Origin of the sequence: Pseudomonas sp. WOUb67 (assembly GCF_050058005.1) — a bacterium.
GTDB lineage: Bacteria > Pseudomonadota > Gammaproteobacteria > Pseudomonadales > Pseudomonadaceae > Aquipseudomonas > Aquipseudomonas putida_R.
Window position 1 is genome coordinate 6,374,184 of record NZ_CP170112.1, and the last position, 25,766, is coordinate 6,399,949.

The window sequence follows — 25,766 nt, forward strand, 5'->3', positions numbered from 1 at the left end:
AAACGTCTTGTCCAACTCACGTAGTTTTTGGGTTACGGGCGCCAGCAATGGACTAGGTCTGGCTTTGGTGGAACGCTTGCTCGAACAGGGCCATCGCGTTGCCGCCAGTGCGAAGGAAAGCGATGAACTGAACGAGTTGGCAGCACAACATGGTCGGCGTTTTTTGCGCCTGCCCTGGCAGCTGCATGCCGAGCAACACGCAACGGATGCCTGCCAGCAGATATGCCATGCCTGGCGCTCGCTGGATGGCCTGATCATCAATGCTGGTACCAGCGATTACCTGCCGGATGATGTAGCCGATAGCGAGCTGTTCGAGGCCATCGTCACCACCAATCAGCTGGCAGCCGAGCAATGCCTTGGCAACGCCTTGCCGCTGCTGGCCAAGGGGGACTCACCGCAGGTGATGGCGGTGTTCAACCGCTATTCGGCGTTGCAGATGTACGCGCCGACGCAGGTGACTGCAGGCTGGAACACCCTGCCGCAGTGGATGCGTGAGCAGCGCAAGGCCCTGAAGGCTCAAGGGGTCGAGCTGACCATAGTGGGGCCACAGTCGCTCAAGGTTCCGGTGACGTCGGCGCAGGCGATACCGGAGGAATGGACGCCACAGAGGGTCGCTGAGGAGTTGTTACGTCGTTTGCCGCAGGCCGAACCGGAACTGGTCCTGGAGGCCCTGGACATCAGCAGCCTGTGGCCGTTGACGCGCTAATCCCTGAACACAGCGTGACCTTCTTCGCGGGCGCGCCCGCTCCCACAGGTATGGCGCAGGGCTTTAAGGCGGTGCCATCCTGTGGGAGCTGGCTTGCCGGCGATAGGGCCGGTGCAGGAAAGTCAGAGCGCCATGCGGTAATGCAGGCTATAGCTCTCCACCCCATCGTTGGGCTCTTTGATACCGGCGTTGGAGTAGTGAATCGCCCGCACCCCGATCTCATGCCCGCCGGCAAAGCGCAAACCAAAGCCGATGCGGTCCTCGAACTGGAATGCCGAGCCGAGCTCGTTGCTTTCCAGCTCTGTGCTGGAGAACGCCGCCACACCGATGCCTGCTTCGATGTAGGGCTTGACCGACTCCCCGGCAAATTCATAGACGAACACGGGCGCGAACGACAGGCTGTGGTTGCTTGCCGTCTTGTCACCGTCCCAATAGGTGTAGGCCCCATCCCAATAGCCGGTCAGCCGACCGACGCTGGTCTGCCACCAACTCGCGTCCCAGTTCGATTGCAGGCCTAACCGATAGACCATGGTCGAGTCACCGGTCTGCCCCACCGAAAACGAAACGTCGGCAGCCTGTGCCGACATCGCTTGCCCCAAGGTAAAGGCAGCAGCCGCCGCCAAGCCGAGCAGTTTCCTCATAAGAAACATCCTTCTTCCTGATGCTGTTATTAGTGTCCGCCTCATCTCAGGCAAAGCGGTAGAAAGCAGAAGTGGAACGATAGTTCAGCTGTTTTTCACGTTTTTTTCACAATGAAAAGCTTTGCACATCGTCGGACTTCTGCCACAGCACAGGCAGGATTTTTCTGAGGGATTGCGGATCGGCGCTGGTCCAGAAACGGGTGTCCCGCGCAGGGCCGTCGGCCAGCAGGTCACTTGCGCCCAGCAGCCGTTGCAGTTGACGGGCCACTGCGGCGCCGGTGTCGATGATAGCCACGTCCGCTGGTACCAGGTCGGCCAGTAACGGGCGCAGGAAGGGGTAATGGGTGCAGCCGAGGATCAGCGTATCGCAGCCGGCGGCCAGCAACGGCTGCACATAGCCACGCAGCATCTGGCGCAGCGCCAGGCTGGTCAGGTCGCCGGTTTCGATCAGCTCGACCAGCCCCGGGCAAGGCTGGGTGATGACCTGCACGTCGTTGGCAAAGCGGTCGAGCAAAGCGGCGAATTTGGCGCTCTGCAGGGTACCGGTAGTGGCCAGCACACCGACCACGCCCGAGCGGGTAGCCGCCGCTGCGGGCTTCACGGCGGGCTCCATGCCCACCAGCGGCCAGGTCGGGTACAACTCGCGCAAGTCAGCTACCGCCGCGACCGTGGCTGTGTTGCACGCCAGTACCATGGCCTTGGCGCCTTGCGCATGGAAGAACGCGGCAATACGCCGGCAGCGTTCACGGATGTAGTCCGGCGACTTCTCGCCATAGGGCACATGGCCACAGTCAGCCACGTACAGCAGCGTCTCGTTCGGCAGCAGGCGCTGGATCTCGGCGAGCACCGACAAACCGCCGACCCCCGAGTCCATCACGCCGACCGGCGCCGAGCGCTCAGCCATCGCGTTTGCCGCAAACAGTGCAGGCCGGGTCACGCTTGACCCGCAGCTCGCGGATGCGGGTGCCGAGGGCATCGATCAACAGCAGGCGGCCAACCAGCGGCTCGCCGAACCCGGCCAGCAGCTTCATCGCCTCCAGCGCTTGCAGGCTGCCCACCAGGCCCACCAGAGGCCCGATAACACCCGCTTCGCTGCAGGTCAGTTCATCCTCACTGCCATGCCCATACAAACAGTGGTAGCAGGGGCTGTAGTCGCGCCGAGGGTCGAACACCGACAACTGCCCTTCCAGGCGGATCGCCGCGCCGCTTACCAGCGGTTTGCAGGCAGCTACACAGGCAGCGTTGACCGCTTCACGGGTAGCAAAATTGTCGGAGCAATCCAGCACCAGGTCGACCGCCGCCACGGCAGCGGCCAGCGAATCTTCGTCCAGGGCCTGGCGATGGGCGACCAGGCCGATCTCCGGGTTGATCGCCTGCAAGCGCTGCAAGGCCGAATCCACCTTGCTCATGCCGACGCTGGCACTGTCGTGAATCACTTGGCGTTGCAGGTTGGTCAGGTCGACAGTGTCGAAGTCGGCCAAGTGCAACTCGCCCACCCCGGCGGCCGCCAGGTACAGTGCAACCGGAGAGCCCAGGCCGCCGAGGCCGACAATCAGTGCCCTGCTCTGCTTGAGCCGCAGCTGGCCGTCGATGTCAATCTGGGCCAGCAGTACCTGCCGGCTGTAACGCAGCAGTTCCTGATCACTCAGCATGGCAGGCGCCCCAGGGTAATGCGTTCATGGCCGCCCAGGTCCGTGCGGCTGGCGACCTCGATAAAACCGTGCTCAGCCAGCAAGGTGCGTACCGCTGCTGCCTGGTCGTAACCATGCTCCAGCAGCAGCCAGCCACCTGGCAACAGGTGTGCGGGGGCCTGGGCCGCGATCACGCGCAGGTCGTCCAGGCCATCGGCGCCGGCCACCAGCGCACTGCTGGGCTCGAAGCGCACGTCACCGGCCACCAGGTGCGGGTCTGCGGAGGCGATGTAGGGCGGGTTGCTGACAATCAGGTCGAAACGCTCGCCGGCCAGGCTGTCGAACCAGTGGCTTACCCGCACCTGGGCATTGGCAAGGCCCAGGCGCAGGCGGTTACGCTCGGCCAGGGCCGCGGCCTCTTCCACGCGGTCAACCGCAGTTACCTGCCAGGCCGGGCGATCGCTGGCCAGGGCCAGGGCAATCGCACCGGTACCGGTGCCCAGGTCGAGGACCTTGGCTGGCGAGGCGGGTTGCAGCTCGAGGGCAGTCTCGACCAACAATTCGGTATCCGGCCGCGGAATCAGGGTATGCGGCGCCACTTCCAGGTCGATCTTCCAGAAACCCTGCTGCCCGAGGATGTAGGCGACCGGCTCACCGCCACGGCGGCGCTGCAGGTAACCGGCGTAGGTCTCGGCATCTTCGCTGCTGACGATACGCTCGGGCCAAGTGTGCAGGTAGCTGCGCGACTTGCCGATGGCAGCCGCCAGCAGCAATTCGGCATCCAGCCGCTCGGTGGGCGATTCGGGCAACTGCGCGTTGCGCAGCAAGCTGGCGATGATGGTCATCAGTCCCCCAGGGCAGCCAATTGGTCGGCCTGGTATTCGGCCAGAAGCGGTTCGATCACTGCGTCCACGCCACCGCTGAGGATGTCGTCCAGCGAGTACAGCGTCAGGTTGATACGGTGATCGGTCACCCGGCCCTGTGGATAATTGTACGTGCGGATGCGCTCGGAACGGTCACCGGAGCCCACCAGCAGCTTGCGCTCGCTGGCGATGGCGTTCTGGGCTGCGCTGGTCTGCATGTCGTTGAGCTTGGCCGACAGCCAGGACATGGCGCGGGCGCGGTTCTTGTGCTGCGAACGCTCTTCCTGGCACTCGACCACGATACCGGTAGGCAAGTGGGTGATACGGATCGCCGAGTCGGTCTTGTTCACGTGCTGGCCACCGGCGCCAGATGCGCGGTAGGTGTCCACGCGCAGGTCGGCCGGGTTGATTTCGATGGCCGCTTGTTCGTCCGGCTCGGGCAGCACCGCCACCGTGCACGCGGAGGTGTGCACGCGGCCTTGGGATTCGGTTTCGGGCACACGCTGGACGCGGTGTGCACCAGACTCGAACTTGAGCTTGCCGTAGACGTTCTCACCCTCGACACGGGCGATGATTTCCTTGTAGCCGCCGTGCTCGCCTTCGTTCTCGGACAGGATCTCCAGGCGCCAGCCGCGTTTTTCGGCGTAGCGCGAATACATGCGGAACAGGTCGCCGGAAAAGATCGCCGCCTCGTCGCCACCGGTGCCGGCGCGGATTTCGAGGAACACGTTGCGGCCGTCGTTGGGGTCTTTGGGCAGCAGCATGCGTTGCAGCTTCGCCTCCAGCGTCAGCAGCTGCTCCTTGGCTTCACGCACTTCTTCCACGGCCATTTCGCGCAGGTCCGGGTCGCTGTCCTTGAGCAGCGCCTGGGCACCTTCAAGGTCGCCCTGGACTTTGCACCACTCTTTGTAAGCAGCGTAGACCGGCTCGACCTCGGCGTATTCACGGGAATACGCGCGAAAGCGCGTCTGGTCGGAAATGACCTCGGCATCACCGAGCAGTGCGGTGAGCTCTTCGAAGCGGTCCTGGAGGATATCCAGTTTGTTCAGCAGCGACGCTTTCATTGCGGGGATTTGTCCGTGGAGCCCTCGTGGAGGGCAAAGAGTTCCTGGGCCATGGCCAGCGCATCAAGGCGGCCCTCGGCCGAGAGCTTTTTCAACTGCACGCTGGGCGCATGCAGGAGTTTGTTGGTCAGCCCCCGGGCCAGCTGGGCCAGTACGTCCTCGGGGTTGCCGCCGTTGGCCAGCAGGCGCTGGGCCTTTTGCAGTTCTTCGTCGCGCAGGCGCTCGCTTTGCTGGCGATAGGCCTTGAGCACGTCCACCGCCGCCAGTTCGCGCAAGCGCACCATGAAATCTTCGGCGCCCACCGATACCAGCTCTTCGGCAGCCTGGGCAGCGCCCTGGCGGCTCTTGAGGTTTTCCGCCACCACGTCGTGCAGGTCATCGACAGTGTACAGGTAGACGTCGTCCAGCTCGCCGACTTCAGGTTCGATGTCGCGCGGTACGGCGATGTCGACCATGAAGATCGGCTTGTGCCGGCGCTGTTTCAGCGCACTCTCGACCGCACCCTTGCCCAGGATTGGCAGTTGGCTGGCGGTGGAGCTGATGACGATGTCGCTGTTGGCCAGTTCCTGGGGGATGTCGGCCAGCAATACGGCATGCGCGCCGAACTGCTCGGCCAGGATACTGGCCCGCTCCAGCGTCCGGTTGGCCACGACGATACGCCGCACGCCTTGCTCATGCAGGTGGCGGGCGACCAGGGTGATGGTTTCGCCGGCACCGATCAACAAGGCCTGGCTACGGCCCAGGTCGCTGAAGATCTGTTTGGCCAGGCTGACCGCGGCAAACGCCACCGATACCGGGTTTTCACCGATGGCGGTGTCGGTGCGCACCTGCTTGGCAGCGCTGAAGGTGGCCTGGAACAGGCGCCCGAGCAGCGGGCCGACGGTGCCGGCCTCGCGCGCCACGGCGTAGGCGGACTTCATCTGGCCGAGGATCTGCGGCTCGCCGAGCACCAGCGAGTCCAGGCCCGAAGCCACGCGCATCATGTGCTTCACGGCATCGTGCTCTTCATGCACGTAGGCACTGGCGCGCAACTCGTCCAGGCTGAGGCGGTGGTAGTCGGCCAGCCATTGCAGCACGGCATCGGCGGACAGGTGGTCCTGCTCTATATAGAGCTCGCTGCGGTTGCAGGTCGACAGGATCGCCGCTTCGCGGCTGGAAGTCAGTCGGCAGAGCTGCTGCAGGGCGTCTACCAGCTGCTCTGGGGTAAACGCCACGCGCTCGCGTACGTCTACCGAGGCAGTCTTATGGTTGATACCAAGTGCAAGAAAGGCCATGCAAGGTCGCTGGTTGTGACGGGAAGCCGATAATTGTCCTCTTTCGCAGGTTTTAGAACAACCACCGTTCGCTATTGCGCTGATAGCGCTGCGGCTATCGCCGCGTGCAGGCGAGCACCGGCAGGGTTTTCAGGTTCCACCCCTGCTTTCGCCCGCCTTTTGATCTGCTTTTGATCTGGCTTTTGATCTGGCTTTTGATCTTGATCTTGATCTTCGCGACTTCAGGAGGCCGAACGCAGGCCTTGCGGAGGGAGGTGACGGGCATGGATGCCCGTCAAGCGCTGGGCCCCAGGATGGGGCCTGCAGCGCGGTCCTCCCGGGAGCAAGGCCGGAGTGAGGGAACCCCGCAGCGCAGCGCAGGGGCCGGATGATCGGAGCGCAGCGTTTTTTGGTTACTTTTTGCCGCGTTTGGCAAAAAGTGACTCGCCGTAAGGGCGAAAAGGTGAGTAAGCGTCGCCATCGCAAACGGACTGTTCTCCGTTTCAATACCGCCGCAGAAGCCCTTGATCTTGGGGGTGGGCCTCAACACAGTGTAGACATTCGTTCGCGCGGGTGGCGCTGAGTCACCTTTCCGCCCTTCCGGCGGGTTACTTTGGTCTTGGCCAAAGTAACCAAAGCCGTCCGCTCCCATCATCCGGCCCCTACGCTGCGCTCCGGGGTCCCCTCGCTCCGGGCTTGCTCCCGGGAGGACCGCGCTGCAGGCCCCATCCTGGGGCCCAGCGCTTGACGGGCATCCATGCCCGTCACCTCCCTTCGCAAGCCCTGCGCTCGGCCTCCTGAAGTCGCAATCTGTGTTGCCTGGACTACCGCGCGCTTAGAAGCAAAAGCCAAAGCAAGATCACAAGCATCGGGTACCAGCATCGCGGCAGGCTCTGGAGCGAACCACCCGCGCATGTCGCGGTCTGCATGTGCGAAGCCTATGCTTCATACCTTCGCAGGTGGGTTTTGCCCCCGCGCTTGTGTCATCATGCTCCGACCGCCGGTGAGTCCTCCTATAAGCCTTTCTATGAACAAACCATACGCATTGCTGCTTGCCTTCGCCCTGCTCCAGGGCTGCCAGAGCCTGGCCCCGCAAAAGGCCGAGCCTCCCGTCGCCGAAGCCGGCAAGGGCGAGGCGGATAAGCCCGTGGTGTATGGCTCGTTCAAGCAGGACACGCTGTATAGCCTGCTGGTCGCGGAGCTGGCCGGCCAGCGCAACCGCTTCGACATTGCCCTGGCCAACTACACCGACCAGGCGGCAAAAACCCAGGACCCCGCGGTTTCCGAGCGCGCCTACCGCATTGCCGAATACCTCGGCGCCGACGAGCCTTCCCTGGACAATGCCCTGGTCTGGGCCCGCAACGACCCGCAGAACCTCGACGCCCAGCGCGCCGCCGCCATCCAGCTGGCCCGCGCCGGCCGCTATGACGACTCCATGGCCTACATGGAAAAGGTGCTGCAGGGCCAGGGCGACACCCACTTCGACTTCCTCGCCCTGTCCGCCGCCGAAACCGACCAGAGCACCCGCGACGGCCTGCTGCAAAGCTTCGAGCGCCTGCTGGTGAAGTACCCGGACAACAGCCAGCTCGTATTCGGCAAGGCCCTGTTGCTGAACCAGGACGGCAAGGCCGAAGAAGCACTGGAGCTGCTCGAATCGCACCCGGCGCACAACGGCGAAATTGCCCCGATCCTGCTGCGCGCCCGCCTGCTGCAGGCCCTGGACCGCGGCCCCGAGGCACTGCCCCTGCTGCGCGGCGCAATCCGCGACAACCCGGATGACAAGCGCCTGCGCCTGACCTACGCCCGCACCCTGGTCGAACAGGACCGCATCGCCGATGCCAAGGGCGAGTTCCTCAGCCTGGTCCAGCAATACCCGGACGATGACGAACTGCGTTACTCCCTGGCCCTGGTGTGCCTGGAGAACAAAGACTGGGATGAAGCCGAAGGCTACCTGCAGGAACTGGTCGAGCGTGACAGCAACGTCGACGCCGCGCACCTGAACCTGGGCCGCATCCGCGAAGAGCGCCACGACCCCGCTGGCGCCCTGCGTGAATACGCCCTGGTCGGCCCTGGCCCCGACTACCTGCCGGCGCAGCTGCGCCAGGCCGACATCCTGATTGCCAACGGCCGCGGCACCGAGGCCTCGCGCCTGCTCGCCGAGGCCCGCGAAGCCCAGCCGGACTACGCCATCCAGCTGTTCCTGATCGAATCGGAAAGCTACAGCAACAACAACAAGGACGCCCAGGCCAGCCAGGTGCTGCAGCAAGCCATCCAGCGCTACCCGGACGACCTCAACCTGCTGTACACCCGCGCCATGCTGGCCGAAAAACGCGACGACATGGTGCAGCTGGAAAAAGACCTGCGCGCCATCATCGCCCGCGAACCGGAAAACGCCATGGCGCTGAACGCCCTGGGCTACACCCTGGCCGACCGCACCACCCGCTACGCCGAAGCCAAGGCGCTGATCGACAAGGCCCACCAGCTGACCCCGGACGACCCGGCGGTACTCGACAGCCTGGGCTGGGTCAACTACCGCCTGGGCAACCTCGACGCGGCTGAAACCTACCTGCGCCAAGCCTTTGCCAACTTCCCCGACCACGAAGTGGCTGCCCACCTGGGCGAAGTGCTGTGGGCCAACGGCAAGCGCCGCGAAGCCCGCCAGGTATGGGCCAAGGGCTACGAAGCCCAGGCCGACAGCCCCATCCTGCGCAAGACCATCCTGCGCCTGACCGGATCCGAGACCCTTTAACGCCATGTTTTTGCGCCATTGCATCACCTTCACCCTGATCGCCCTGCTGGCCGGCTGTGCCGGCTTCGGTAGCCGCGAGGCCCTGCAAGGCCACGGCGACCCACAACAGTGGCGGGCCCATAAAGAGCAACTGAGCAGCCTTGATGGCTGGCAGATCAACGGCAAGGTCGGGATCCGCGCCCCACGCGACTCCGGCAGCGGCACGCTGTTCTGGCTGCAGCGCCAGGACTATTACGACATTCGCCTGGCCGGCCCGCTCGGCCGTGGTGCCGCACGCCTGACCGGCCGCCCCGGCGGCGTGGTGCTGGAAGTGGCCAACCAGGGCCGCTTCGAGGCCACCAGCCCGGAAGCCCTGCTGGAAGAGCAGCTAGGCTGGAAGTTGCCCGTGTCGCACCTGGTCTGGTGGGTCCGCGGCCTGCCCGCCCCCGACAGCAAGAGCAAGCTGACCCTGGACGGCGACAGCCGCCTGGCCAGCCTCGAGCAGGATGGCTGGCAGGTGCAGTACCTGAGCTACACCGAGCAGAATGGCTACTGGTTGCCCGAACGCCTGAAACTGCACGGCAAGGACCTGGACGTGACCCTGGTGGTCAAGGACTGGCAGCCACGCCAGCTGGGGCACTGATCACATGCACAAAATCACCCTGCCCGCCCCGGCCAAGCTCAACCTGTGGCTGCATATCATCGGCCGCCGCGCGGATGGTTATCACGAGCTGGAAACCGTGTTCCAGTTTCTCGACCATGGCGACGAGCTGAGTTTCGCCGTTCGTGACGATGGCGTAATCCGCCTGCACACCGAGATCGAGGCCGTACCGCACGACAGCAACCTGATCGTGCGTGCCGCACGCAAATTGCAGGAACAGTCCGGCAGCCCGTTGGGCGCCGACATCTGGCTGACCAAGGTGCTGCCCATGGGTGGCGGCATCGGCGGCGGCAGTTCGGACGCCGCTACCACCCTGCTGGCCCTCGCCCACCTGTGGCAACTGGACTGGGACGAAGACCGCCTGGCCGCACTGGGCCTGAGCCTGGGCGCCGACGTACCGGTGTTCGTGCGCGGCCATGCGGCGTTTGCCCAGGGCGTGGGCGAGCAACTGACCCCGGTCGACCCGGATGAGCCCTGGTATGTCGTGCTGGTGCCGCAAGTGTCTGTCAGCACAGTAGAAATTTTTTCACATCCACAGTTGACACGTGATTCCCTCCCCCTTAATATGCGCCCCGTTCCCGAGGGAAACAGTCGAAATGACTGCCAACCGGTGGTAGAGCAGAGTTACCCAGAAGTTCGCAATGCGTTGAATTCACTGGGTAAATTCACTGAGGCTCGACTAACCGGCACTGGAAGTTGTGTGTTTGGGGCCTTCCCAAGCAAAGCCGAAGCTGATAAAGTTCTGGCCCTTCTTTCAGCGACCCAAACAGGGTTTGTGGCGAAAGGAAGCAATATTTCGATGTTGCATCGCAAGCTGCAAAGTCTGGTCAAGAAGTCGAGCGCATAAGCGTTCGCAGCAACAGATACAGGGGCGTCGCCAAGCGGTAAGGCAGCAGGTTTTGATCCTGCCATGCGTTGGTTCGAATCCAGCCGCCCCTGCCATTTTCCTATACTCATCCAGGTATACCCTCAGCCTTCAGGTACTGCGCGTGTCCAAGATGATGGTCTTTACGGGGAACGCTAACCCCGATCTGGCTCGGCGTGTCGTACGTCAGCTGCATATCCCTCTCGGTGACGTCTCTGTCGGTAAATTCTCCGACGGCGAGATCAGCACTGAGATCAATGAAAATGTTCGCGGTAAAGACGTTTTCATTATTCAGCCGACTTGTGCCCCGACCAACGATAACCTGATGGAACTGGTAGTGATGGCCGACGCCTTCCGCCGCTCCTCAGCATCCCGAATCACCGCCGTGATTCCTTACTTCGGATATGCCCGCCAGGACCGCCGTCCGCGTTCGGCACGTGTAGCCATCAGCGCCAAAGTTGTCGCTGACATGCTCACTGTCGTAGGTATCGACCGTGTACTCACCGTCGACCTGCACGCTGACCAGATCCAAGGCTTCTTCGATATCCCCGTCGACAACATCTACGGCTCGCCCGTACTTGTCGACGACATCGAAGACCAGCGTTTCGAGAACCTGATGATCGTCTCCCCGGACATTGGTGGTGTCGTGCGCGCACGTGCCGTTGCCAAGTCCCTGGGCGTCGACCTGGGTATCATCGACAAACGCCGCGAAAAGGCTAACCACTCCGAGGTTATGCACATCATCGGCGACGTCGAAGGGCGCACCTGCATCCTGGTAGACGACATGGTCGACACCGCCGGCACCCTGTGCCACGCGGCCAAAGCCCTGAAAGAACACGGCGCTGCCAAGGTTTACGCCTATTGCACGCACCCTGTCCTGTCGGGCCGCGCGATCGAGAACATCGAGAAGTCGGTACTGGACGAGCTGGTGGTGACCAACACCGTTCCGCTGTCCGCCGCTGCTCAAGCCTGTGACCGTATCCGCCAGCTGGATATCGCACCGGTTGTCGCTGAAGCGGTCCGCCGCATCAGCAACGAAGAATCGATCAGCGCGATGTTCCGCTAAGCGGAACGCGTGTTGATGTGAAGCGCCCCGCCCCAGCATGTGTTGGGGCGGGGCTTTTTTGCCATCCCCGTTGGCGCTGGTCGCAAACGCCTTCGGGGGGCTATTTTGGAGAAACAAAATGACTGATTTTATTCTGAACGCCCAAGCGCGTACTGACCTGGGGAAAGGTGCGAGCCGCCGCCTGCGTCATGCGCTGAACATCCCGGCCGTTGTCTACGGTGGCGATAAAGAAGCTCAATCCCTGACCATCCTGGCCAAGGAAATCACCAAGCTGTTCGAAAACGAAGCTGCTTTCAGCCACGTTATCGAGCTGAATGTTGACGGTGTTAAGCAGAACGTCATCATCAAGGCCATGCAGCGCCACCCAGCCAAGCAGTTCATCATGCACGCCGACTTCGTTCGCGTTGTTGCTGGCCAGAAACTGACCGCTGTTGTTCCAGTGCACTTCATCAACGAAGAAGCACCGGTCAAGAAAGGCGGCGAGATCTCCCACGTTGTTGCCGAGATCGAAGTTTCCTGCGAAGCCAAAGACCTGCCTGAGTTCATCGAAGTTGACCTGGCCAACGCCGAAGTCGGCACCATCATCCACCTGTCGGACCTGAAAGCTCCGAAAGGCGTAGAGTTCGTAGCTCTGGCCCACGGTGATGACAAAGCTGTTGCCAACGTTCACGCTCCACGCGTTGCTCCAGAAGCAGAAGGCGCTGCCGAGTAATCCACTCGCACGCCGGCGTTGATCGGGTTACAGTGCCGCGCGCACTGTGACCCACCAACTCCAAGGAAGAGCCCCTGACGTGACCGCCATCCAGTTGATCGTTGGCCTGGGTAACCCCGGCCCCGAATACGAACAGACCCGGCATAACGCAGGGGCTCTTTTCGTTGAACGCATTGCCAGCGCCCAGCGTATTTCGCTCGCCGCTGACAAAAAATATTTCGGCCTGACGGCTAAATTCAGCCATCAGGGCAACGACGTTCGTTTGTTGATCCCTACCACCTACATGAACCGCAGCGGCCAGTCCGTAGCGGCCTTGGCCAATTTCTTCCGCATCAAGCCGGAAGCAATCCTGGTGGCACACGACGAACTCGACCTGCCTCCGGGCGTTGCCAAGCTCAAGCGCGGCGGCGGCCATGGTGGGCACAACGGCCTGCGCGACATCATCGCGCAGCTCGGCAACCAGAACGACTTCCACCGCCTGCGGCTTGGCATTGGCCACCCGGGCGACGCCAAACTGGTCTCCAACTTCGTCCTGGGCCGCGCGCCGCGCGCCGAGCAGGAGAAGCTCGACGCCAGCATCGATTTTGCCCTCGGCGTGCTGCCGGACGTGCTTGCCGGCGACTTTGCCAAGGCGATGCGCGAGCTGCACAGCCAAAAGGCCTGATTTCCTTTAGAGAGGGGAATACCCATGGGTTTCAATTGCGGCATCGTCGGCCTGCCCAACGTCGGCAAGTCCACCCTGTTCAACGCACTGACCAAGTCTGGCATCGCGGCGGAGAACTTCCCTTTCTGCACCATCGAGCCCAACAGCGGCATCGTGCCGATGCCCGACGCTCGTCTGGCTGCGCTGGCTGAAATCGTCAAGCCAAACCGCATCCTGCCGACCACCATGGAATTCGTCGACATCGCCGGCCTGGTGGCCGGTGCATCGAAAGGCGAAGGCCTGGGCAACAAGTTCCTCGCCAACATCCGCGAGACCGACGCCATTGCCCACGTGGTGCGCTGCTTCGAAGACGAGAACGTGATTCACGTTTCCAACAGCGTCGACCCCAAGCGTGACATCGAGATCATCGACCTCGAACTGATCTTCGCCGACCTCGACAGCTGCGAGAAGCAACTGCAGAAGGTTACCCGCAACGCCAAGGGCGGCGACAAGGAAGCCCTGGCGCAAAAGGCCATTCTGGAAAAGCTGATCCCGCACTTCACCGAAGGCAAGCCTGCGCGCAGCCTGATGAAGAACATGGGTGACGACGAAAAAGCCGTCATCCGTGGCTTCCACCTGCTGACCAGCAAGCCGGTGATGTACATCGCCAACGTCGCCGAAGACGGCTTCGACAACAACCCGCACCTGGACGTGGTCAAGGCCATTGCCGAGGAAGAAGGCGCGGTGGTTGTGCCGGTGTGCAACAAGATCGAAGCAGAAATCGCCGAGCTGGACGACGGCGAAGAGAAGGACATGTTCCTCGAGGCCCTGGGCCTGGAAGAGCCTGGCCTGAACCGCGTGATCCGCGCCGGTTACGAGCTGCTGAACCTGCAGACCTACTTCACTGCCGGCGTGCAGGAAGTGCGTGCCTGGACCGTTCGCATCGGTGCCACCGCACCGCAAGCGGCCGGGGTTATCCACACCGACTTCGAAAAAGGCTTCATCCGCGCTGAAGTGGTGGCCTATGACGACTTCATCCAGTTCAAGGGTGAAAGCGGTGCCAAGGAAGCCGGTAAATGGCGCCTGGAAGGCAAGGACTACATCGTCAAAGACGGCGACGTGATGCACTTCCGCTTCAACGTCTGATTTAGCCGACTCAACACGAAAAAGCCGCGCAATAGCGCGGCTTTTTCGTTTCTGTCACATCACTGACGCTGGTCAGGTGGGAGCACCTTTCTTGTTCACAATCCAAGAATTTGCGCGATCATTGTGGTAGCAGGCGTGCCCGCGAACACCGGCGAAGCCGGTCCCATCCACCGCGCAGGATTCTTCGCGGGCATGCCCGCTCCCACAGGGACCGCGCAGGCTGCAAGCTAATGCAGTACCTGTGGGAGCGGCTTTAGCCGCGAACACCGGCGAAGCCGGTGCCATCCACCGCGCTGAATTCTTCGCGGGTGAACCCGCTCCCACAGGGACCGCGCAGGCTTCAGGCTTATGCAGTACCTGTGGGAGCGGCTTTAGCCGCGAACACCGGCGAAGCCGGTGCCATCCACCGCGCTGGACTCTTCGCGGGCATGCCCGCTCCCACAGGGACAGCGCTGGCTTCAGGCTTATGCAGTACCTGTGGGAGCGGCTTTAGCCGCGAACACCGGCGAAGCCGGTGCCATCCACCGCGCTGAATTCTTCGCGGGTGAACCCGCTCCCACAAGGACTGCGCAGGCTTCAGGCTTGATGCAGTACCTGCGGGAGCGGGCATGCCCGCTCCCACAGGGACAGCGCTGGCTTCAGGCTTATGCAGTACCTGTGGGAGCGGCTTTAGCCGCGAACACCGGCGAAGCCGGTGCCATCCACCGCGCGGGGTTCTTCGCGGGCATGCCCGCTCCCACAGGGACCGCCCAGGCTTCAGGCTTATGCAGTACCTGTGGGAGCGGCCTTGTGTCGCGATGGGCCGCAAAGCGGCCCCCGGTGTCAGCATCTAAGCTGTGATGGAGCCCCCTCCTCCCCCAGAGCCCGCACCATGCCCGAACCGCCCCGCTTCGATTGGCAACGTTGGCTGCCCGGCCTGGTCACCCTGCTCCACTACCAACGCGCTTGGCTAGCCAAGGACATTGCCGCCGGCCTGGTGCTGACAACCATGCTGGTACCCGTGGGCATTGCCTACGCCGAAGCGTCCGGCGTGCCCGGTATCTACGGCCTGTATGCCACCATCATCCCGTTGCTGGCCTACGCACTGTTCGGCCCCAGCCGCATCCTTGTGCTGGGCCCGGACTCGGCATTGGCCGCGCCGATCCTGGCGGTGGTGGTGCAGTACGCCGCCAGCGACCCACAGCGGGCAATCGCCATCGCCAGCATGATGGCGCTGGTCGCCGGGGCGTTCTGTGTAATTGCCGGGCTGCTGCGCCTGGGCTTCATCACCGAGTTGCTGTCCAAGCCGATCCGCTATGGCTACATGAACGGCATTGCCCTCACGGTGTTGATCAGCCAGCTGCCCAAACTGTTCGGCCTGTCCGTGGACAGCCAAGGCCCGCTGCGAGATGTCTGGAACCTGATCCAGGCCTTGCTCACCGGCCAAGGTCATTGGCCAAGCTTCATGGTCGGTGGCGCCAGCCTGGCGCTGATCCTGCTGCTCAAGCCATTCAAGCGCGTGCCAGGCATCCTCATTGCGGTGGTGCTGGCCACGCTGGCGGTGAGCCTGCTCGGGCTCGACCAGCAAGGCGTGAAAGTGCTCGGCAAGTTGCCGCAAGGGCTGCCCAACTTCGCTTTGCCCTGGGTCAGCGATATCGACCTGGTGGAGGTGCTGCTTGGCGGTATCGCGGTCGCGCTGGTGTCGTTCGCCGATACCAGTGTGCTGTCACGCTCCTATGCCGCACGCCTGAAAATGCCGGTCAACCCGAACCAGGAAATGTTTGGCCTGGGCATGGCCAACCTCGCCTCGGGGCTGTTCCAGGGCATCCCCATCAGCAGCAGCTCGTCGCGCACGCCGGTGGCCGAAGCCGCCGGCTCACAAACCCAGCTCACCGGCATTATCGGTGCGCTGGCGGTAACCCTGCTGCTGCTGGTGGCGCCCAACCTGCTGCAGCACCTGCCCAACAGCGCCCTGGCGGCTGTGGTGATTGCCGCGGCACTGGGGCTGTTCGAGTTCGCCGACCTCAAACGTATATTCCGCATGCAGCAGTGGGAGTTCTGGCTGTCGTTCACCTGCTTCGTCGGCGTGGCGGTGTTTGGCGCCATCCCCGGTATCTGCATTGCGGTGGCAATAGCCGTGATCGAGTTTCTGTGGGACGGCTGGCGGCCGCACCATGCAGTGCTGGGCCGGGTGGATGGCACCCGGGGGTACCACGATGTGCAGCGTTATCCACAGGCCCGACGCATTCCGGGGCTGGTGCTGCTGCGTTGGGACGCGCCGCTGTTCTTTGCCAATGCCGAGCAGTTCCAGAGCACGGTGATGGCGGCTGTAAACGAGTCGCCGACGCCCGTGCAGCGGCTGCTGATAGCGGCGGAACCGGTGACCAGTATCGACATCACTTCGGCAGACATGCTGGCCGAACTGGACCGGGCACTGGAGGCACGCGGGGTTGAATTGCAGTTTGCCGAGATGAAGGACCCGGTGAAGGACAAGATGCGGCGGTTCGGGTTGTTTGAGCATATGGGGGAGAAAGCCTTTCACCCCACAGTGGGTGCCGCTGTGGATGCCTATCTGGAAGAGAGTGGGGTTGATTGGCAGCCCTGAATTTCCTGTGCCCGCACAGTCCTGTAGGCGCGGGCTTGCCCGCGAAGAGGCCAGTACAGGAATCTAGGCAGACCGAATCCGGCGCCCATCAATCCAGATCAACATGGCACTGGCATACACCGAGACCGCCAGAAACAAGGCCATGCGCACTGCAAAGGCCTTGTACACATCCTGCCCACCGGCACTGTCCTGCACCGACTGCCCCAGCAAGATCAGCAGGGTCGTCAGGCAACTGACCCAGTACGCCGGGCTGTGCCGATTCGGCACGGCCTGATAGAGCCGCCGCGCCAGCCACAGGACGAACAGCAGCACCCACAGGAAGAACATCCACAGGTGCACGAACAGGCCCAACGCGCCCCACATCAGTATCGCCAACAAGCCGGCGAGCAAGGTCGAGCCGATCAGCTCTCGGCTGGCATGCCGCGCGCGGGTTTCCCCGGCCTGCTGCCCCAGGCTTACCGCCTTCATGATCAGCGGCATGTACTGGTCCGGCGCAATCAACGCCAGCAGAAACGCCGGCATCACGATCAGCGTGGCGCGCAATGCCACCCAGCTGACATGCTCGCTGCCCAGTAGCGGTGGTACCGGTTGCGCCGGTGCTCCAGCAGGTTCGGGAAACAGCACATGCGCCAGCGCCGTGCCCAGCACGGCCAGCAGCATGCCTTTGGCCAGCGCTTCGACCACCGACAGCGCCAAGGTGAAGTCGCTGGTGCCGGCGGCGGCGATCATGGTCAGGCCGACCACCAGCAAGTTGGCCAGCAGGCCGTTGCCGCCCTTGAGGGCGTAGCGCAAAGTGAGGAAAACGCCTACGCCCACCAGCAACACCCCGCTCACCGGGGCGTGGCGCAACAGCGGTATCAGCAACAGCCCGCTGCCACAGGCGAGCAGTACCAGCACCGCCAAGGCCGGCGCCGCTCGCAGGGGCAGTGGCTGGCTGCGCATGGCCAGCAACAGCACGGCGAACACCGGTGCCAGGATCGGCACCGGCAAGCCGATGGCAAAACTCACCGCCAGGCACAGCGCCACACCCCAGGCCAGGCGCAGGGCGCGCAGGCGGCGCAACTCAATAGGCATAGGACAACCAGCTCATCAACCACATGAACAGCCGGCCCAGCAGGTTCAGCGGGTTGCCTTCGCTGGGCAGCGCCATGACCTCGGCCTGCCCGCCTACCCGCAGCCCACGCTTGTCCGGCAGCTGATCACGCTCCAGCTCGACAATCACTGGAAAGCGCTGGGCCGAACGCAGCCACTCGCGGCTGTTCTGCACAGTGGGCAGTGTGCCCGGCGGGGTGCTCTGGCCCACGCTAACGCCGTAACCGATGCTGCGAATACGCCCCTTCAACACGGTGCCGGGCAGCGCATCCAGCACCACCAGCACCGGAGTATCCGGGCGCAGGCGGCCGAGGTTGTTCTCGGTCATGTCGGCACTTATCCACACGTCATGGATAGTGATCAGGGTCATCATCGGGCTGCCCGCCCCGACATAGTGGCCAACGTCGGTACGCAGGTCGGTGATCAGCCCGTTCGCATCGGCGCGCACCACGGTACGGGCAAGGTCCAGGCGAGCCTTTTCCACGTTGGCTGCGGCACTGCGCAACTGGGCGTTGTCATCTTGCGCCCCGCCCTGCTGCTCACGGGCACGCTCCACTTCGGCACGGGCCGCCGCCACCTGGCTGATGGCCTGGTCGCGGGTAGCCTGGGCGCCTTCCAGGCGGCGCACCGATACCGTGCCTGGGTCCTCATCGATCAAACGCTTGAGCCGCTCGGCATCCTGCCGCGCCTTGCGCTCGTTGGCCTGGGCCGCCACCAGCGCCGCCTGGGCCGAATCGATACCGGCGGTGTGGGCGCCGATTTGCCGGCGTACCGTGTCCAGGTCGGCTTCGGCACGGGCCAGGGCAATACGGTACTGCTCCTGGTCCAGCTCGAACAGCACATCGCCCTGGCGCACTTCCTGGTTGTTGCCCACCGCCACGCGCCTCACCTGCCCGGCCACCTCGGCGCTGACCGGTACCACGTAGGCCTGCAGGCGCGCCTGCTGGGTGTAGGGCGTGAAGCGGTCGGCCAGCAGGTACCAGAGCAGGCTCACGGCGATCAACAGCAGTACCCAGCGCATGCCGCGATCAGGGGCTGGCGGGGGCGTGGCGTCGCTCATTGGCTTTTACCTTTTGCATGTGCGGTGGGGGCTGGCGGGTCGAGCATGTCGCCCCAGTCGGTACGTTGTTGCATCTGCTGGCGGGTGGCCGGGTCGATCGGTGCGCGGTTGGCGTCCCAGCCACCGCCCAGGGCCTTGTACAAGGTCACCAGGCTGCTGACGGCATTGCCGCGGCTGACCAGGTAGCCGTCCTGCTGTTGCAACAACAATTGCTGGGCGTCGAGCACGCGCTGGAAGTCGGCAAAGCCTTCGCGGTACTGCGAGCTGGCCAGGTTCAGCGAGCGTTGCGCAGCCTGGGAGGCCTGGTCGCGAATGGCTGCACTCTGCAGCGAACGCACCAGCCCACTGGCCGCATCGTCGGCCTCGCGGGCGGCTTCGCGCACGCCCTGGTGGTACAGCTCGATCAGTTGCTGCAAGCGGGCATCCTCTACCCGCACGGCGTTCTTGCGCCGGCCATAGTCGAACGGGTTCCAGATCAGGCTGGGCCCGGCGGCGATGTCGAAGGTATTGGGCAGGTGGCTGGCCGATAAAAAGGTCCAGCCGATGCTGCCCAGCAGGCTCAGCTGTGGATAAAGATCAGCCTCGGCCACGCCGACCAACGCCGACTGCGCCGCCACCGCCTGCTCGGCCGCGCGGATATCCGGGCGGCGCTGCAGCAGGCTGGCAGGTACGCCCTGCAGCACTGCGCGGTCTGGCAACGGCAGCTGGCCATGGCCGGCCTCCAGCTGCGGCAGCGGCCCGGGCGCGCGGCCCAGCAATGAACACAACACATTGCGCAAGGCGTTGAGCTGGTTCTCGAATTCGGGGATGGTGGCCAGGGTCGCCAGGTATTGAGTGCGCGCTTGCTGCCAGTCGAGCTCGTCATTTTCGCCATGGCGGAACAACCGCTCGGTGATCTCCAGGCTGCGCGCCTGGCGCTTGCCGTTCTCTTGCGCGATAGCCAGCCGCGCCTCGGCAGTGCGCAGGGCAAAGTAGGTGTCGGCCACTTGTGCACGCAGCAGCAGCATGGCATCGGCGTAGTTGGCCTGAGAGGCGAAGTACACGGCATCGGCGCTTTCGATGGCGCGACTGAAGCGGCCCCAGAAGTCGATTTCCCAGCCGATGTCGAACCCGACACTGGATTGCCAGAACACCGAGTCGCGCGCAGTGGCCGTGCCGGACTGGTTCTGCTTCAGGTACAGGCTCTGCGCACTCAGCTGCTGCAGCTGTGGATAACGCCCGGTCTGCACGATGGCCAACTGGGCGCGGGCTTCAGCAATGCGCAGGCCAGCCACGCGCAGGTTGGTGTTGTTGGCGTCGGCCTCGGCAATCAGCGCATCCAGCATCGGGTCGGCAAACACCGCCCACCACTGGCGCAGGTCAGGTGTTGCGGCGCTACGCCTTGCCTGCTCCAGCAATGGCGTGCTCCAGCCGTCCAGCCACGGGTCCCGGGGCTTTTCGAAATCCGGGCCAACCTGGGTGCAACCGGCCAGCACCATCAGCAGGCCAAGGCCACAGCAGCGGTTGGGCATGGCTCAGGCAGCAGGGGGTGCCGGTTGCTCCGGCACCTGCAGCGCAACCCATTGCCAGAACAACACGTAGGTCACGCCAAGGATCACCGGGCCGATGAACAAGCCGATGATGCCTTTGACCGCCATGCCGCCCAGTGCCCCGATCAGCACCACCGGCATCGGCACGTCCACCCCTCGCCCCAGCAGCAGCGGCTTGAGCACGTTGTCCGCCAGCCCGGCGACAAAGGTGTAGATGGCGAAGATGATGGTCGCCACAGTGAAGCCTTCGACGTTGAACACGTAGATGATCACCGGCACCGTCACCAGGGTGGCGGGTGCCTGGGCAATCCCCAGCATGAGGATGACGATGGCCAGCATGCCGGCACCTGGTACCCCTTTGACCACGAAGCCGACACCGATCAGCAGCATCTGGATAAAGGCAATGCCGATCACCCCCTGCGCCACTGCGCGAATGGTTGCGGTGCACAGCTTGGCCAACGGTTTGCCACGCTCCTCACCCGATACGCGCATGGCGATACGCTGCGCGGCTATTTCGCCACGGTCACCGAAAGCCATGATGACCCCGGAGATGATGATCGCGCCAATGAACAGGAAGAACGCCGCACCCGCGCTGGCTGCTGCGCCCAGCACTGTAAGCCCGGCACCCCTGAGCTGGGGCATCCACTGGTTCAGCACACTGGCCAGGTTCTCGGACGCTGCCAGCCACAGCGCATACACCTTCGGCCCGATCAGCGGCCACCCCTGCACAGACTCAGGTGGCGCCGGCACGCTCCAGGCCCCGCTCCTGAGCAACGTCACCAGGCTGTCCACCGATTCGCCGATCGACATCACCACCAGGTAGATCGGCACCAGCAGCACGAGCAGTACCAGCAACACCACCAGCGTCGCCGCATAGCCATGCTTGAGCCCGGTACGGCGCTGAAGCCGGCAATGCAGCGGGTACAAGGTAACCGCCAGGATCACCGCCCACAGCATCAGCTCAAGGAACGGCTGGAACACCTGGAAGGCAAATATCACCAGGCCGGCCACCAGACCCGCCTTGATCAACACATCGAGCAGGCCCCGCGACAGCGCACTGTCCAGCTTGATACCCGGTTGCATGCTGCACCTCCGAACGCTCTGTTCGTCGTGTGTCTCGATTCAGTGGTCCGTTTCCGGGGTTGCCTGCGTCGAAGGGGGATCAGCCAGCCGCCGCGCCAGGGCCATCATCACCAACGGCACCACGGCCATCGACAGGGTGATGGCCAGTACCAGCAGGTCATGCACCTGTGGCGACAACACCTGATGGTCCCGCGCCAGCTTGAACACCACGAAGGCAAACTCGCCCCCAGAGGCCAGCACCACACCCAGGCACAGCGCCTGGGACGTATTCAGGCCACCGGCCATGCGCCCCAGGCCATACAGCAGCGGCAGCTTGATACCCACCAGCAGCAGCGTCAGCCCCAACACCGCCAGCGGCATGCCCAACAGCAGGTGCAAGTCGGCGCTCATCCCCACGCCCACGAAGAACAGCCCCAGCAGCAAGCCTTTGATCGGTTCGATCTGGGTTTCCAGCTCGTGGCGAAACGGCGACTCGGCCATCAGCACGCCGGCCAGGAATGCGCCCAGTGCCATCGACACACCCACATGCTCCATCACCCAGGCGGTGCCCATTACCACCAGCAAGGCAGTGGCGGTGGACAGCTCGGGCAGGCCCGAACCCACCGTCCACTTGAACACCGGCGTCAGCAGGTAGCGGCCGAAGATGATCAGCACCCCAATGCCAGCTGCCACGGCCAGCAATGGCCAGGCCCCTTCATCGGCCGTACTGACATCGCCGCCCAGCAACGGCACCACGGCAATCAGCGGGATCGCGGCAATGTCCTGGAACAACAGGATGGCCACAGCCAGGCGGCCGTGCGGCTTGCCCAGGTCCTTGCGCTCGGCCAGTACCTGCAGGCCAAACGCGGTGGAAGACAGCGCCAGGCCCACGCCCAGCACGATGGCGGCCGGCCGCGACTGGTCGAACAGCCAATAGGCCAGCAGCCCAAGCACCACGGCGCTCAGCCCCACTTGCAGCGTACCCACACCGAACAGCGCCCTACGCATGGTCCACAAGCGCCGGGGCGAGAGCTCCAGGCCGATGACGAACAGCAGCATCACCACGCCCATCTCTGACAGACGCGCCACGTTGTCGGGGTTGTTCAGCAGGCCAAGCACCGAGGGGCCGATGAGCATGCCGGCCAGCAGATACCCAGGCACAGCGCCCATCCGCAGACGCTGCGCCAGTGGTACCAGAAGCACCACGGCCAGCAGGAACACCACAGTCGCCTGCAACAGGCTGCCGTCATGTGGCATGGGCTCGTACCCTCGCAGCTCCCCGCAGGGAGGGGTTCAGAAGCGTTCTTCGACGACCTTGAACGGGTAGGCCACAGCCTTGTACTTGCCGATCTTGCCGCGCTTGGGCAGCTTCACCACCTGGTCACGGGTGATGTCCTTGTACGGAATCCGGCTGAGCAGATGGCTGATGATGTTCAGGCGGGCGCGGCGTTTATCGTTGGAATGGGCCATGAACCACGGCGCCCAGGCGGTATCCGACGCGGCGAACATGTCGTCACGCGCCTGGGTGTAGTCATCCCAGCGGGTATACGACTTGAGGTCCATGGGCGAAAGCTTCCACAGCTTGCGGCCATCGTTGATGCGGTCCTGCAGGCGGAGGGTCTGCTCTTCGGCGCTGACCTCGAGCCAGTACTTGATGAGGATGATGCCCGACTCGACCATGACCTTTTCGAACACGGGCACACCGGCGAGGAACTTGTCGACGAGTTCGTCGGAGCAAAAGCCCATTACCCGCTCGACGCCCGCACGGTTGTACCAGCTGCGATCAAAGATCACTACCTCGCCCGCGGCGGGCAAATGCCCCAGGTAGCGCTGCAGGTACATCTGGGTTTTTTCCCGCTCGGTCGGTGCCGGCAGCGCCACCACGCGAAACACCCGCGGGCTGACGCGCTCGGTAATGGCCTTGATGGTGCCGCCCTTGCCTGCGCCATCGCGGCCTTCGAAGACGATGCATACCTTCAGGCCCTTGGCCACCACCCATTCCTGCAACTTCACCAGCTCCACATGCAGGTGCTTGAGCGCTTTTTCGTAGGCCTTGCCGCCCAGTTTTTCTGGCTGTTCCTGGGTGGGTTTCTTCCTGGACGGCTTCGACATGACACTCTCCTGAAGGCGAATGAAGAGTCAGTATGGCCGATTCATGACGGTTTGCCGCTTCGCTTGCAGATTGGTGAGGGGCTGCCTTGCAGCCCCCACGAGGCGCTATTTGGCCAGCTTGTTGTAACTGGTCATCAGGTTGCGATAGTCCGGGATATGGTTGGAGAACAGGGTCCCCAGCCCTTCAATGTCATTGCGCCAGTCACGGTGCAGCTCGCAGGCCACGCCGAACCAGGTCATCAGCTGCGCCCCGGCCGCCTCCATGCGCCGCCAGGCTGAATCACGGGTCAGTTCGTTGAAGGTGCCGGAGGCGTCGGTGACGACAAATACTTCGAAGCCCTCCTCCAGCGCCGACAGCGCCGGGAAGGCCACGCACACCTCGGTGACCACACCAGCGATCAGCAGCTGCTTCTTGCCAGTGGCTTTTACCGCTTTGACGAAGTCTTCGTTGTCCCAGGCATTGATGTTGCCGGGGCGTGCAATGTAGGGGGCGTCAGGGAACTGCTCTTTCAGTTCCGGCACCAGCGGGCCGTTGGGGCCGGTCTCGAAGCTGGTGGTGAGGATGGTCGGCAGCTTGAAGTACTTGGCCAGGTCGGACAGGGCCAGCACGTTGTTCTTGAAGCGGTCGGGGTCGATGTCCCTTACCAGCGAGAGCAGGCCGGTCTGGTGGTCAACCAGCAGCACGGCGACGTTGTTCTTGTCCAGACGCTTGTATTGGAAGGTCACGGTGGATCTCCTTGCTTCAGCGGGTTGGGAGTATCAGCGTAGGCAAGGATAGTGGGGCGGGAGGGCCGTCGGTCGGGTCAGGTTTCGCACAGCGTCTGAGCGTGCGCGGTCCTTTGCGGGGGCAACTGTCTTGGTCAAAATCTGCAAGTTTGCGCGATCACTGTGGGAGCGGGCTTGCCCGCGAACACGGGCGAAGCCCGTGCCATCCACCGCGTCGCCTGCTTCGCGGGCATGCCCGCTCCCACAAAAAATCAGGTCCGCGCTCAAGAGTCAGTACTCACGGCGTTTACGAAACGCCCAGCGCCCCACCAGCACGGTGAAGGTCGCCACCAACGCCACCAGTACCCAGAACCCATGGGGGTTTTCCGCCAGGGGCACGCCGCCGACGTTCATGCCGAAGAAGCCGGCGATGATGTTGATGGGCAGCGCCAGCACCGTTACCACGGTCAGGGTAAACAGGGTGCGGTTAGTCTGCTCGTTGACCTTGGCGGCGATTTCTTCCTGCAGCAGCTTGATCCGTTCGCCCAGGGCGGTGAGGTCGCTGATGACCAGGGTGAACTCTTCGGTGGCCGCGCGCAGCTGGCGTATGTCCTGTTCCTGCAACCACTCGGGCGGGCGGTTGAGCAGCCGCAGCAATGCCCCCGGCTCCAATGCCAGCAGGCGCTGCAAACGCACCAGCACCCGGCGCATGCTGCCCAGTTCGGCACGGTTGTCGCTCAGGCGCTGGGACAACAACTGGTCTTCGATACGGTCGACGCTGGTGGTGGTTTCGCGCACGATCTGGGTCAGCACATCGCCCTGGTCGCGCAGCAGGTGCACCAGCAACTCGATGGACGAATGGAAGCGCTCGCCATGCTTGACCGACGAGCGCAGCTTGTCCACCGAATGCAACGGCTGCAAACGTGCACTTACCAGCAACTGGCTGCTGGCACAGGCCCACAGCGTGGAAATGTCCGACGACACCAGGCCGAAGTTGAACACCACGTCGTTGACCACTGCCAGCAGCGCCGAGTCGGCGTGCTCGATACGGGTCGAGCGCGAGCCTTCGCGCAGGGTTTCAAAATAGGCCTCGGGCAACTGCAGGTGGGTACGCAACCAGCGCTCGCAGGCCGCGTGGGCCAGGTTCAGGTGCACCCAGAGAAACTCGCCAGGCTCCAGCGGCTGGCCGAGCTTGAGCAGCAACTGCGCAGAATCGATTTCACGCCCTGGCTGGCCGGGGCGAAAGGCGAAGGCGTAGAGCAGGCCGAACAGGTCGTGGTCCTGTGGCAGGTGCAGCGCGGGATGGCCCATTCGAACTCGCAATGAGGCACGGGGAGATGGCAGAAATGTTGCTGAAAAAACGTTGCAGCCAGATGACAGCAGCCTTCGCCATGACGGCTGACGCGATTCCTGTAGGAGCGGCCTTGTGTCGCGATCGGGCCGCACAGCGGCCCCGGGATTTCAGCTTCACTGCAGAAATTGCTGGGGCCGCCCTGCGGCCCGATCGCGACACAAGGCCGCTCCTACAGAAGCTGTACCAACCCGGGAGCTTGCTGCTAACCACGGTTACCGGTTCGCCGCCATCACTTCACAAATTCCTGAACTGATTATTTGCCTTCAGCGATTTGTCCCCTCGCCAACCA

General features: G+C 63.6%; 24 protein-coding genes and 1 tRNA gene. 10 read left to right on the top strand and 15 right to left on the bottom strand.

Features of this window, described 5'->3' with window-relative positions:
• Nucleotides 1–7 precede the first annotated feature (7 nt).
• Complete coding sequence (locus ABOC32_RS28180; protein ID WP_426809674.1) at nucleotides 8–706, top strand: SDR family oxidoreductase; 699 nt, start codon at nucleotides 8–10, stop codon at nucleotides 704–706.
• A gap of 122 nt (nucleotides 707–828) precedes the next feature.
• On the opposite strand, the gene ABOC32_RS28185 is transcribed toward ABOC32_RS28180, so the two are convergent.
• The 7 genes from ABOC32_RS28185 to ABOC32_RS28215 form a co-directional block, all read right to left on the bottom strand.
• Entirely contained in the window at nucleotides 829–1,347 is a 519-nt protein-coding gene (locus ABOC32_RS28185) for an acyloxyacyl hydrolase (protein WP_086978183.1), read from the bottom strand.
• A gap of 106 nt (nucleotides 1,348–1,453) precedes the next feature.
• On the bottom strand, nucleotides 1,454–2,251 hold the full coding sequence (murI, locus tag ABOC32_RS28190; protein ID WP_426809675.1) for a glutamate racemase: 798 nt from the start codon (nucleotides 2,249–2,251) through the stop codon (nucleotides 1,454–1,456).
• On the bottom strand, nucleotides 2,244–2,999 hold the full coding sequence (locus ABOC32_RS28195) for a molybdopterin-synthase adenylyltransferase MoeB (protein ID WP_426809676.1): 756 nt from the start codon (nucleotides 2,997–2,999) through the stop codon (nucleotides 2,244–2,246). The genes murI and ABOC32_RS28195 overlap by 8 nt, the downstream gene beginning before the upstream one ends.
• The gene (prmC, locus tag ABOC32_RS28200; RefSeq protein WP_426809677.1) at nucleotides 2,993–3,823 is read right to left on the bottom strand and encodes a peptide chain release factor N(5)-glutamine methyltransferase; all 831 of its coding nucleotides are present in this window, start codon (nucleotides 3,821–3,823) and stop codon (nucleotides 2,993–2,995) included. Before prmC ends, ABOC32_RS28195 begins: the two co-directional genes overlap by 7 nt.
• Nucleotides 3,823–4,905 (bottom strand): peptide chain release factor 1, encoded by a 1,083-nt coding sequence (gene prfA, locus ABOC32_RS28205; RefSeq protein ID WP_016501505.1) that lies wholly within the window; start codon nucleotides 4,903–4,905, stop codon nucleotides 3,823–3,825. Before prfA ends, prmC begins: the two co-directional genes overlap by 1 nt.
• Nucleotides 4,902–6,179 carry a glutamyl-tRNA reductase gene (gene hemA, locus ABOC32_RS28210; protein ID WP_426809678.1) on the bottom strand — a complete coding sequence of 426 codons (1,278 nt, stop codon included), beginning with the start codon at nucleotides 6,177–6,179 and terminating at the stop codon, nucleotides 4,902–4,904. Before hemA ends, prfA begins: the two co-directional genes overlap by 4 nt.
• Before the next feature lie 94 nt (nucleotides 6,180–6,273).
• Nucleotides 6,274–6,444: a hypothetical protein gene (locus ABOC32_RS28215; protein ID WP_426809679.1), complete on the bottom strand. Its 171-nt coding sequence runs from the start codon at nucleotides 6,442–6,444 to the stop codon at nucleotides 6,274–6,276.
• Between the two features lie 741 nt (nucleotides 6,445–7,185).
• On the opposite strand from ABOC32_RS28215, the gene ABOC32_RS28220 reads away from it, so the two are divergent.
• From ABOC32_RS28220 to ABOC32_RS28260, 9 genes are all read left to right on the top strand, one after another.
• Nucleotides 7,186–8,907: a tetratricopeptide repeat protein gene (locus ABOC32_RS28220; RefSeq protein WP_426809680.1), complete on the top strand. Its 1,722-nt coding sequence runs from the start codon at nucleotides 7,186–7,188 to the stop codon at nucleotides 8,905–8,907.
• Nucleotides 8,908–8,911: 4 nt separating this feature from the next.
• On the top strand, nucleotides 8,912–9,529 hold the full coding sequence (gene lolB / locus ABOC32_RS28225) for a lipoprotein insertase outer membrane protein LolB (protein ID WP_426809681.1): 618 nt from the start codon (nucleotides 8,912–8,914) through the stop codon (nucleotides 9,527–9,529).
• Nucleotides 9,530–9,533: 4 nt separating this feature from the next.
• On the top strand, nucleotides 9,534–10,394 hold the full coding sequence (gene ispE / locus ABOC32_RS28230; RefSeq protein WP_426809682.1) for a 4-(cytidine 5'-diphospho)-2-C-methyl-D-erythritol kinase: 861 nt from the start codon (nucleotides 9,534–9,536) through the stop codon (nucleotides 10,392–10,394).
• Between the two features lie 20 nt (nucleotides 10,395–10,414).
• Nucleotides 10,415–10,489, top strand: a tRNA-Gln gene (locus ABOC32_RS28235).
• 47 nt (nucleotides 10,490–10,536) lie between these two features.
• A complete protein-coding gene (locus tag ABOC32_RS28240; protein WP_003247410.1) occupies nucleotides 10,537–11,478 on the top strand; it encodes a ribose-phosphate pyrophosphokinase in 942 nt (313 codons plus the stop codon).
• Nucleotides 11,479–11,596: 118 nt separating this feature from the next.
• Nucleotides 11,597–12,190: a 50S ribosomal protein L25/general stress protein Ctc gene (locus ABOC32_RS28245; protein ID WP_043204082.1), complete on the top strand. Its 594-nt coding sequence runs from the start codon at nucleotides 11,597–11,599 to the stop codon at nucleotides 12,188–12,190.
• Between the two features lie 79 nt (nucleotides 12,191–12,269).
• A complete protein-coding gene (gene pth / locus ABOC32_RS28250) occupies nucleotides 12,270–12,854 on the top strand; it encodes an aminoacyl-tRNA hydrolase (protein WP_196132817.1) in 585 nt (194 codons plus the stop codon).
• Nucleotides 12,855–12,878: 24 nt separating this feature from the next.
• Nucleotides 12,879–13,979 (top strand): redox-regulated ATPase YchF, encoded by a 1,101-nt coding sequence (ychF, locus tag ABOC32_RS28255; protein WP_426809683.1) that lies wholly within the window; start codon nucleotides 12,879–12,881, stop codon nucleotides 13,977–13,979.
• Nucleotides 13,980–14,850: 871 nt separating this feature from the next.
• Complete coding sequence (locus ABOC32_RS28260; RefSeq protein ID WP_426809684.1) at nucleotides 14,851–16,563, top strand: SulP family inorganic anion transporter; 1,713 nt, start codon at nucleotides 14,851–14,853, stop codon at nucleotides 16,561–16,563.
• Between the two features lie 63 nt (nucleotides 16,564–16,626).
• Here ABOC32_RS28260 and ABOC32_RS28265 read toward each other — a convergent pair whose 3' ends face one another.
• From ABOC32_RS28265 to ABOC32_RS28300, 8 genes are all read right to left on the bottom strand, one after another.
• Nucleotides 16,627–17,637: a DUF2955 domain-containing protein gene (locus tag ABOC32_RS28265; RefSeq protein WP_426809685.1), complete on the bottom strand. Its 1,011-nt coding sequence runs from the start codon at nucleotides 17,635–17,637 to the stop codon at nucleotides 16,627–16,629.
• The gene (locus tag ABOC32_RS28270; RefSeq protein ID WP_426809686.1) at nucleotides 17,627–18,715 is read right to left on the bottom strand and encodes an HlyD family secretion protein; all 1,089 of its coding nucleotides are present in this window, start codon (nucleotides 18,713–18,715) and stop codon (nucleotides 17,627–17,629) included. The genes ABOC32_RS28265 and ABOC32_RS28270 overlap by 11 nt, the downstream gene beginning before the upstream one ends.
• Entirely contained in the window at nucleotides 18,712–20,226 is a 1,515-nt protein-coding gene (locus ABOC32_RS28275; RefSeq protein WP_426809687.1) for an efflux transporter outer membrane subunit, read from the bottom strand. The genes ABOC32_RS28270 and ABOC32_RS28275 overlap by 4 nt, the downstream gene beginning before the upstream one ends.
• Nucleotides 20,227–20,229: 3 nt before the next feature.
• Nucleotides 20,230–21,327 (bottom strand): AI-2E family transporter, encoded by a 1,098-nt coding sequence (locus ABOC32_RS28280; RefSeq protein ID WP_426809688.1) that lies wholly within the window; start codon nucleotides 21,325–21,327, stop codon nucleotides 20,230–20,232.
• Nucleotides 21,328–21,366: 39 nt separating this feature from the next.
• Nucleotides 21,367–22,563: a monovalent cation:proton antiporter-2 (CPA2) family protein gene (locus ABOC32_RS28285; protein WP_426809689.1), complete on the bottom strand. Its 1,197-nt coding sequence runs from the start codon at nucleotides 22,561–22,563 to the stop codon at nucleotides 21,367–21,369.
• A 36-nt stretch (nucleotides 22,564–22,599) separates the two neighbouring features.
• The gene (gene ppk2 / locus ABOC32_RS28290; RefSeq protein WP_426809690.1) at nucleotides 22,600–23,418 is read right to left on the bottom strand and encodes a polyphosphate kinase 2; all 819 of its coding nucleotides are present in this window, start codon (nucleotides 23,416–23,418) and stop codon (nucleotides 22,600–22,602) included.
• A gap of 105 nt (nucleotides 23,419–23,523) precedes the next feature.
• Nucleotides 23,524–24,144: an isochorismate family cysteine hydrolase YcaC gene (ycaC, locus tag ABOC32_RS28295; protein WP_043204063.1), complete on the bottom strand. Its 621-nt coding sequence runs from the start codon at nucleotides 24,142–24,144 to the stop codon at nucleotides 23,524–23,526.
• Between the two features lie 270 nt (nucleotides 24,145–24,414).
• Complete coding sequence (locus ABOC32_RS28300) at nucleotides 24,415–25,434, bottom strand: transporter (RefSeq protein WP_234227564.1); 1,020 nt, start codon at nucleotides 25,432–25,434, stop codon at nucleotides 24,415–24,417.
• Nucleotides 25,435–25,766 lie beyond the last annotated feature (332 nt).

What these genes read in the sequence shown, in the direction of transcription:
- ABOC32_RS28185 (WP_086978183.1), bottom strand. Translation starts at nt 1,347, where the DNA reads ATGAGGAAACTGCTCGGCTTGGCGGCGGCTGCTGCCTTTACCTTGGGG.
- murI (WP_426809675.1), bottom strand. Translation starts at nt 2,251, where the DNA reads ATGGCTGAGCGCTCGGCGCCGGTCGGCGTGATGGACTCGGGGGTCGGC.
- ABOC32_RS28195 (WP_426809676.1), bottom strand. Translation starts at nt 2,999, where the DNA reads ATGCTGAGTGATCAGGAACTGCTGCGTTACAGCCGGCAGGTACTGCTG.
- prmC (WP_426809677.1), bottom strand. Translation starts at nt 3,823, where the DNA reads ATGACCATCATCGCCAGCTTGCTGCGCAACGCGCAGTTGCCCGAATCG.
- prfA (WP_016501505.1), bottom strand. Translation starts at nt 4,905, where the DNA reads ATGAAAGCGTCGCTGCTGAACAAACTGGATATCCTCCAGGACCGCTTC.
- hemA (WP_426809678.1), bottom strand. Translation starts at nt 6,179, where the DNA reads ATGGCCTTTCTTGCACTTGGTATCAACCATAAGACTGCCTCGGTAGAC.
- ABOC32_RS28215 (WP_426809679.1), bottom strand. Translation starts at nt 6,444, where the DNA reads ATGCCCGTCACCTCCCTCCGCAAGGCCTGCGTTCGGCCTCCTGAAGTC.
- ABOC32_RS28220 (WP_426809680.1), top strand. Translation starts at nt 7,186, where the DNA reads ATGAACAAACCATACGCATTGCTGCTTGCCTTCGCCCTGCTCCAGGGC.
- lolB (WP_426809681.1), top strand. Translation starts at nt 8,912, where the DNA reads ATGTTTTTGCGCCATTGCATCACCTTCACCCTGATCGCCCTGCTGGCC.
- ispE (WP_426809682.1), top strand. Translation starts at nt 9,534, where the DNA reads ATGCACAAAATCACCCTGCCCGCCCCGGCCAAGCTCAACCTGTGGCTG.
- ABOC32_RS28245 (WP_043204082.1), top strand. Translation starts at nt 11,597, where the DNA reads ATGACTGATTTTATTCTGAACGCCCAAGCGCGTACTGACCTGGGGAAA.
- ychF (WP_426809683.1), top strand. Translation starts at nt 12,879, where the DNA reads ATGGGTTTCAATTGCGGCATCGTCGGCCTGCCCAACGTCGGCAAGTCC.
- ABOC32_RS28260 (WP_426809684.1), top strand. Translation starts at nt 14,851, where the DNA reads ATGCCCGAACCGCCCCGCTTCGATTGGCAACGTTGGCTGCCCGGCCTG.
- ABOC32_RS28265 (WP_426809685.1), bottom strand. Translation starts at nt 17,637, where the DNA reads ATGCCTATTGAGTTGCGCCGCCTGCGCGCCCTGCGCCTGGCCTGGGGT.
- ABOC32_RS28270 (WP_426809686.1), bottom strand. Translation starts at nt 18,715, where the DNA reads ATGAGCGACGCCACGCCCCCGCCAGCCCCTGATCGCGGCATGCGCTGG.
- ABOC32_RS28275 (WP_426809687.1), bottom strand. Translation starts at nt 20,226, where the DNA reads ATGCCCAACCGCTGCTGTGGCCTTGGCCTGCTGATGGTGCTGGCCGGT.
- ABOC32_RS28280 (WP_426809688.1), bottom strand. Translation starts at nt 21,327, where the DNA reads ATGCAACCGGGTATCAAGCTGGACAGTGCGCTGTCGCGGGGCCTGCTC.
- ABOC32_RS28285 (WP_426809689.1), bottom strand. Translation starts at nt 22,563, where the DNA reads ATGCCACATGACGGCAGCCTGTTGCAGGCGACTGTGGTGTTCCTGCTG.
- ppk2 (WP_426809690.1), bottom strand. Translation starts at nt 23,418, where the DNA reads ATGTCGAAGCCGTCCAGGAAGAAACCCACCCAGGAACAGCCAGAAAAA.
- ABOC32_RS28300 (WP_234227564.1), bottom strand. Translation starts at nt 25,434, where the DNA reads ATGGGCCATCCCGCGCTGCACCTGCCACAGGACCACGACCTGTTCGGC.